Origin of the sequence: Dietzia aerolata, assembly GCF_014144865.1 — a bacterium.
Taxonomy (GTDB): domain Bacteria; phylum Actinomycetota; class Actinomycetes; order Mycobacteriales; family Mycobacteriaceae; genus Dietzia; species Dietzia aerolata.
Map to the genome: position 1 here is coordinate 15,622 of NZ_JAALDM010000229.1, position 6,003 is coordinate 21,624.

A 6,003-nucleotide genomic window follows, 5' to 3' on the forward strand; every position below is an offset into this window, starting at 1 on the left:
CGGCCCCGAACGACCCCGCCACCGGCGCCGACACCGGGCACGCCGGCACCGGTCTCGCGGCCGAGCTCGGCGCCCTCTACACCCGTGCCAAAGCCGCGGTGGGGCCCGACGACCTGGCGCATATCCGCAACGTCACGGCCTACGGCGAGGCGATCGACGCACGGCGCCGGGAACTGCTGCGCGAGGGCGGCCCCCGCGCGGTCCGGCGCGCCACTGCGCTGGAGTTGGCGTACCGGCTCATGCAGTTCTCGGAGCTGGGCCACAACATCATCCACGGCAGCTACGACCACCTGCCGGACTGCGGCGAGTACCACTCGGACCGCTACCGGTGGGACTTCAACGTGGACACCGACCACTGGAAGACCATGCACCACGTGGGGCACCACCCCAACACCAACATCGTGGGCCGCGACCACGACCTCGGCTACAGCATCCTGCGCGGAAGTGCAGGTCAGGACTGGTACGGACACCACCTCGGGCAGGTCGCGATGATCTCCGCACTGGCCGCGATGGCCCCTCTCGCGGCGCCGTTCTTCCTGTCCAACATCGCGCGCAAGGTGGGCGGTCACCGCTTCCTCAGCTCCTACACGCTGCGCTCACCCGCCCGGATCGCGCGTGCCGATATGCGCCGCCGCTTCGTCGACGAGCCCTTCCGCTCGGGCTGGAAGCCGCTGCCCACGCTCGCCGCGAACTACCTCGGCGGCGTGACCGGCTACATGTCGGTGCTGTTCCTGGTGTTCATCGAGCACCACGCCGGCGAACTCGAGCTGTTCACCGACCCGGGCCCCGACGAGACCGCCGATCAGTACTACGAGCGGCAGATCCGGGCGACGCGCAACTTCCTGCCCTCGACGCAGATGGACGACGCGCTCACCCGACTCCTCGAGGCGGAGGTGCCGTTCGAGAACCGCCCCGACCTGCGCATTTTCTACGGCGGGCTGGACACCCACATCGAGCACCACCTGTTCCCGGACCTGCCGCCGTCGATGCAGCGGAAAATCGCGCCGGAGGTTCGCGAGATCGCGCTGCGCCACGGGCTGCCATACCACGAGACGCCGCTGCTGGAGACCGTGCCGCTCATCGCCAAGACCGTCACCGGGCTGTCGGTGCCGTTCGGCGAGCGCGAGTTCTCTCGGCCCCGCGATCTGTTGCGCGACCCGGCCGGACTGGCGCGGCGCGTCGCGGCGGGGCTGCGCTACCGCCGGCTGCCCGAGTCGCCGTACCTGGACAAGCCGCGGTTCCACAACGTGCCGGCGCGGGTGGTCGAGACCACGCCGGTCGCGGGTGGCCAGGCCCTGTCGGTGCGTCTCGCCCGCCCGCGCGGGTGGGAGGACGTGCGGTGGGACGCCGGTGCGTACGTGTCGGTGCGAGTAGAGGTCGACGACGACAACCCCGCCGGCAGCGACCGAACTGAACTCGTCCGCCAGTACAGCCTGGTTCACGACTCGGTGGGGCAGGAGGATGGCAACCTGCCTGACCTGGAGTTCTGCGTCAAGCGTGTCGCCGACGGCCGGGTTTCCAACCGGCTCAACGACTCCCTGAAGCCGGGTGCCTGGGTGACGCTCGTGGGGGTGCCGCAGTCCACCGGCGACTTCGCCCTGCCAGCCGCCGATAACGGCGTTGCCACACCGAAGTCCCTGCATATCGCCGGTGGCGTGGGCATCACGCCGATCATTGCGCTTCTGCGCCGCCTCGCCCGCGATGCTGGCAGTTATTGCGACGCCACGCTGCTCTACTTCAACCGCGACGAGCGCTCGATCATCTTCGAGTCCGAGCTCCGCGAACTGGCCCGCGATGCCGGGATCACGCTGCATTTGTTCACTGACGCCCCGGCCACCGGATCCCCGGCCGCCCACTCCCCTTTCACCGGCGGCGATCTGCGCACCGGTCGCTTGAGCCCGGAACTGCTAGCCGAGATGGTGCCGGACCTGGCCGAGCGCGAGACCTACGTGTGTGCCCCGGCGGCGGTCATCGACCACGCCCGCGGCTGGCTGCGCGACCTGGGACAGCCGGCCGAGCGATTCCACGCCGAGTCCTTCACCGCTCCCGAACTGGAACGGCCCACCGACGACGGCAGCCGCTACACCGTCCGCTTCGCCCGCACCGGGACATCCGTAGAGATCGATGGCGGCACCACCCTGCTCGAGGCCGCCGACCGTGCCGGGATTACCGTCCCAACCGGCTGCGAGCGCGGCCTGTGCAAGGCCTGCGTCACGACCAAACTCGGCGGCACCACCAGCGCCGAGGGCTCGGGCCCGGCACAGGACCGGATCACGGTGTGCAACGCCATGGCCTGCACCGACATCGAGCTGGATCTGTAGCCCCGCGTCCGCACGCGCGCGGCGCCGGGTACAGGCACGGCTGCCGGTCACCCCCTTTGACTTCCCCGTGACCAGCGCATACGTTGCCGACAGTGTCCACCTCGTCGCCGTCGCCGGCCCCCGACCAGACCTCCCCTCCCGTCCCGGAGCGGCAGGCCTGGCTCGCGCTGACCGCCCTGTGCGCCGGATTGTTCATCACCCTCATGGACCAGGCCCTGGTCGCCGTCGCGCTGCCGAGCATCCGCGAGGACCTGGGCGCGTCCATCAACCAGACCGTGTGGGTGGTGGCGGTCTACCTGCTCGCATTCGCGGCCCCGATCCTGGTCGCCGGCCGGCTCGGCGACCGCTTCGGACAGCGCAACGTCTACCTGGTCGGAATGGCGGTGTTCACCGCCTCCGCGACGGCCGCGGCATTCGCTCCGACCATCGAGCTGCTCATCGCCGCGCGCGCCGTCCAGGGCCTCGGCGCCTCACTGCTCAACCCTCAGCCGCTGAGCATCATCCACCGCGTCTTCGCGTTCAACCGCCGCGGGGCCGCGATGGGGATGTGGGCCGCGGTCGCCAGTTCGGCGGGACTGTTCGGCCCGATCCTGGGTGGGCTGATCGTGGGCACGGCCGGATGGCGGTGGGTGTTCGCCCTGTACATCCCGTTCGGCCTGCTGGCGTTCGCCCTGGTAGCGCTGCTGGTCCCGCGCCTTCCCACGGGCGCCAGCCGGATCGACCTGGTCAGCGCGGTGGTCGCGGTGGTGGCCGTGGCCGCGGTGACCCTCACCCTGCAGCAGGGCCCGGACCTGGGCTGGCCGGTGTGGCTGTGGGCGGTGTTCGCGGCGGGGCTCGGGGCGTCCGCCCTGTTCGTGTGGCTCCAGCTGCGGGCCCGCCGGATCGGCCGCGAGGCACTCGTCCCACCGGAGTTGTTCTCGAACCGCAATTTCGCACGCGGATCCTTCTCGGTGTTCACCCTCGGCTTCGCGGTGTACTCGATGAATATCCCGATCATGCTCTACCTGCAGACCGCTCAGGGCCTGTCAGCGGAGGTCGCGGGCCTGATGATGATTCCGACCGCCGTCGTCTCCCTGGTCGCCGCGCCCTATGTCGGTCGCCTGACGGACCGCACCGCTCCGGGCGTGGTGTCGACGACCGGGTTCACCTCGATGATCGTCGCGATGACCATGTTCGCCGCGATGATGATCTGGGAGCTGCCGGTGCCGTGGCTGCTGATCCCGCTGGTCCTCATGGGTGCGGCCAACGCCATGTGCTGGTCGGCCAACTCGGCGGTGTCGATGCGTGGACTCCCGTCGGATCTGGTCGGCGCGGGTTCGGGCGTCTACAACACCTCGCGCCAGGTGGGCGCGGTGGTCGGCGCGGCCGCCCTGGGCGCGGTCATGCAGATCGGGATCGCCACCACGGCCTTCCCCACCGCGATGGGCCTCACCCTGGTGCTGCCGGCCGTGCTGCTGGTCGCGGGCGCGGCGGCGGTCCGCGGCTTCCAGCCCGACGCGCCGGAGTAGCCCTCACCGCAGCGGGTCGAAGGGCGCGAGGACCGGGTCGATGTCCCCGGTGACGATCTGCTTCGCCAGCAGTCGACCGGTCGCGGGCCCCAGCACGATCCCCCACATGCCGTGGCCACCCGCAACGTAGACGCCGGGAACCTCGGTGGCGCCCACGAGTGGGAGCCCGTCGGGCGTGACGGGCCGGGAACCGACCCACTCGTCACGGCGGTCGTCGAGGTCCACGCCGCGCAGCAGTCCGTCGACCTGGCTCAGCATCGCCCGGATCCGTCGCTGCCGGGGTGGCTCGTCGGGCCCGAGAAACTCCATGGTCCCCGCGATCCGCAGTCGGCCCTGGTACGGGGTGCACGCGATGCGCTGGGTCGGCAGGTAGACGGGGTGCTCGACCGGCTCCTCGGTGGCGACCGAGAACGAGTAGCCCCGCCCGGCCCGCACCGGCACCCTCACACCGAGCGGTCGGGCGAGTCGCGGCAACCAGGCGCCGGTGGCCACTACCACCGAGTCGGCGGCCAGCCGTTCCCCGCTCTCCAGGACGACCTCACCCGGGCCGGCCACCTCGCTCACACCAACCCCGGTCCGCACCTGCGCCCCACGCGCTCGAACCGCGTCGGCGAGCGCCTCCACGAACGGCCCCGGCTCGATGAACCGCTGCCCGTCCATCCGGTAGACGCTGGTCACGGCGTCGGTCAGGATCGGCGCCAGGGAGGCAGGCGCGTCGAGCCGCTCGACCACAACCTCTAGCCCGTGCCCCCGCACCCGCCGCACTTCCTCGAGGAAGAATTCCGCCGGCGCCTGGCCGGTGAACCCGATGACAAACGGCCCCTCCCGGGTCGTCGCGGCCACGCCACCATCGGTCAGTTCATCAAATGCTTCCAGCGCCAGGGAGTTGATCGGCGCCAGCGCGGCCATCGCCCGGTGCCACGCGCGCATCGTTCCGTTCGCGACGAAGCGCGCCAGAAATCCCCACAGTCCGGGGTCGACGCGGAGCGGGACGTGCAGGGCGGCGTCCGCATCGATCAGCGCCCGGGGCCCGTAGGTCCACACGCTCGGGTCCGCGAGCGGGAGTGTTTTGGCGGGGGCGAGGTAGCCAGCGTTGCCCCAGCTCGACCCGGCGGCCAAGCCGTCGCGATCGATCACCGTGACCTCGACGCCACGCTCCTGCAGGTGCCAGGCCGTCGCGAGGCCCACCATTCCCGCACCGATGACGATTGCCGTAGCCAATTCTCCCGCCTCCTCGACACCCCCAGCATGCACCCCGGGGCCGTCGTGCCCCATCCGATCAACCAGATCGTGACCTGCCGACTAGCGTGGGATCCATGGCAGCCAAGCACCTCACCCACCTCGACGCCGAGGGCCGCGTCCGCATGGTCGACGTCGGCGACAAGGCCGTCACCACCCGCACCGCGACCGCCGAGGGGATCTTCCGCACCCGCCCCGACGTGGTGACGATGGTCGCGGGGGATGCCCTGGGCAAGGCGGATGTGCTGGCCACGGCGCGTCTGGCGGGGATCGGCGCGGCCAAGAAGACGTCCGAGCTGATCCCGCTATGCCACCAGATCCCGCTGAACTCGGTGAAGGTGCACTTCGACCTCGACGCCGACGCCGGCGCGATCCACGTCTCCGCGACCGCCAAGACCACCGGCAAGACGGGTGTAGAGATGGAGGCGCTCACGGCCGTGTCTGTGGCGGGCCTGACGTTGCACGACATGGTCAAGGCCGTCGATCCGCTGGCCACGATGGACGGGGTCCGCCTCGCCGCGAAGACCGGCGGGAAGCGCGGGAACTGGACGCGGGATATCGATGACCACGACAACAACGACGACGACAACGTCGACGCGCAGACCGCCCACTCGGCCGGGCCCGCGGATATCTCGGATGACCGCAGCGCCGTCGTCGTCGTCTCCTCAACGGCGGCCTCGCGCGGCGAGCGCGAGGATTCCACCGGCCCCGCGATCCGATCGTGGCTGGTCGAGCACGGTTTTGATCCAGTCGAGGTGCATGTGGTGGCCGACGCCGAGATCGATGTGGCTTTCACCGAGCAGGTCCGCCGCTCCCCCGCCGTGCTGCTGACCACCGGGGGGACGGGCGTCGCGCCCGACGACCGCACGCCCGAGGCGACCGCGCCGCACCTGACGTTGCCGCTGCCGGGTGTGGCCGAGGCGATGCGGGCCCGC

Annotated in this window: 4 protein-coding genes; 3 read left to right on the forward strand and 1 reads right to left on the reverse strand. The window is 70.9% G+C overall.

The window, feature by feature from the left end:
• Both G6016_RS13420 and G6016_RS13425 read left to right on the forward strand, forming a co-directional pair.
• Positions 1 to 2,321 (forward strand): fatty acid desaturase (locus tag G6016_RS13420; protein WP_241730304.1); only part of this gene is annotated, 2,321 nt, incomplete at its 5' end.
• Between the two features lie 92 nt (positions 2,322 to 2,413).
• A complete protein-coding gene (locus tag G6016_RS13425; protein WP_182633137.1) occupies positions 2,414 to 3,829 on the forward strand; it encodes a DHA2 family efflux MFS transporter permease subunit in 1,416 nt (471 codons plus the stop codon).
• Positions 3,830 to 3,832: 3 nt separating this feature from the next.
• Here G6016_RS13425 and G6016_RS13430 read toward each other — a convergent pair whose 3' ends face one another.
• Positions 3,833 to 5,050 (reverse strand): NAD(P)/FAD-dependent oxidoreductase, encoded by a 1,218-nt coding sequence (locus G6016_RS13430; RefSeq protein ID WP_277815155.1) that lies wholly within the window; start codon positions 5,048 to 5,050, stop codon positions 3,833 to 3,835.
• A gap of 95 nt (positions 5,051 to 5,145) precedes the next feature.
• Between G6016_RS13430 and moaCB the strand changes: the two genes are divergently transcribed.
• Positions 5,146 to 6,003: bifunctional molybdenum cofactor biosynthesis protein MoaC/MoaB (moaCB, locus tag G6016_RS13435; protein ID WP_182633139.1), on the forward strand; the 858-nt coding region annotated here is incomplete at its 3' end.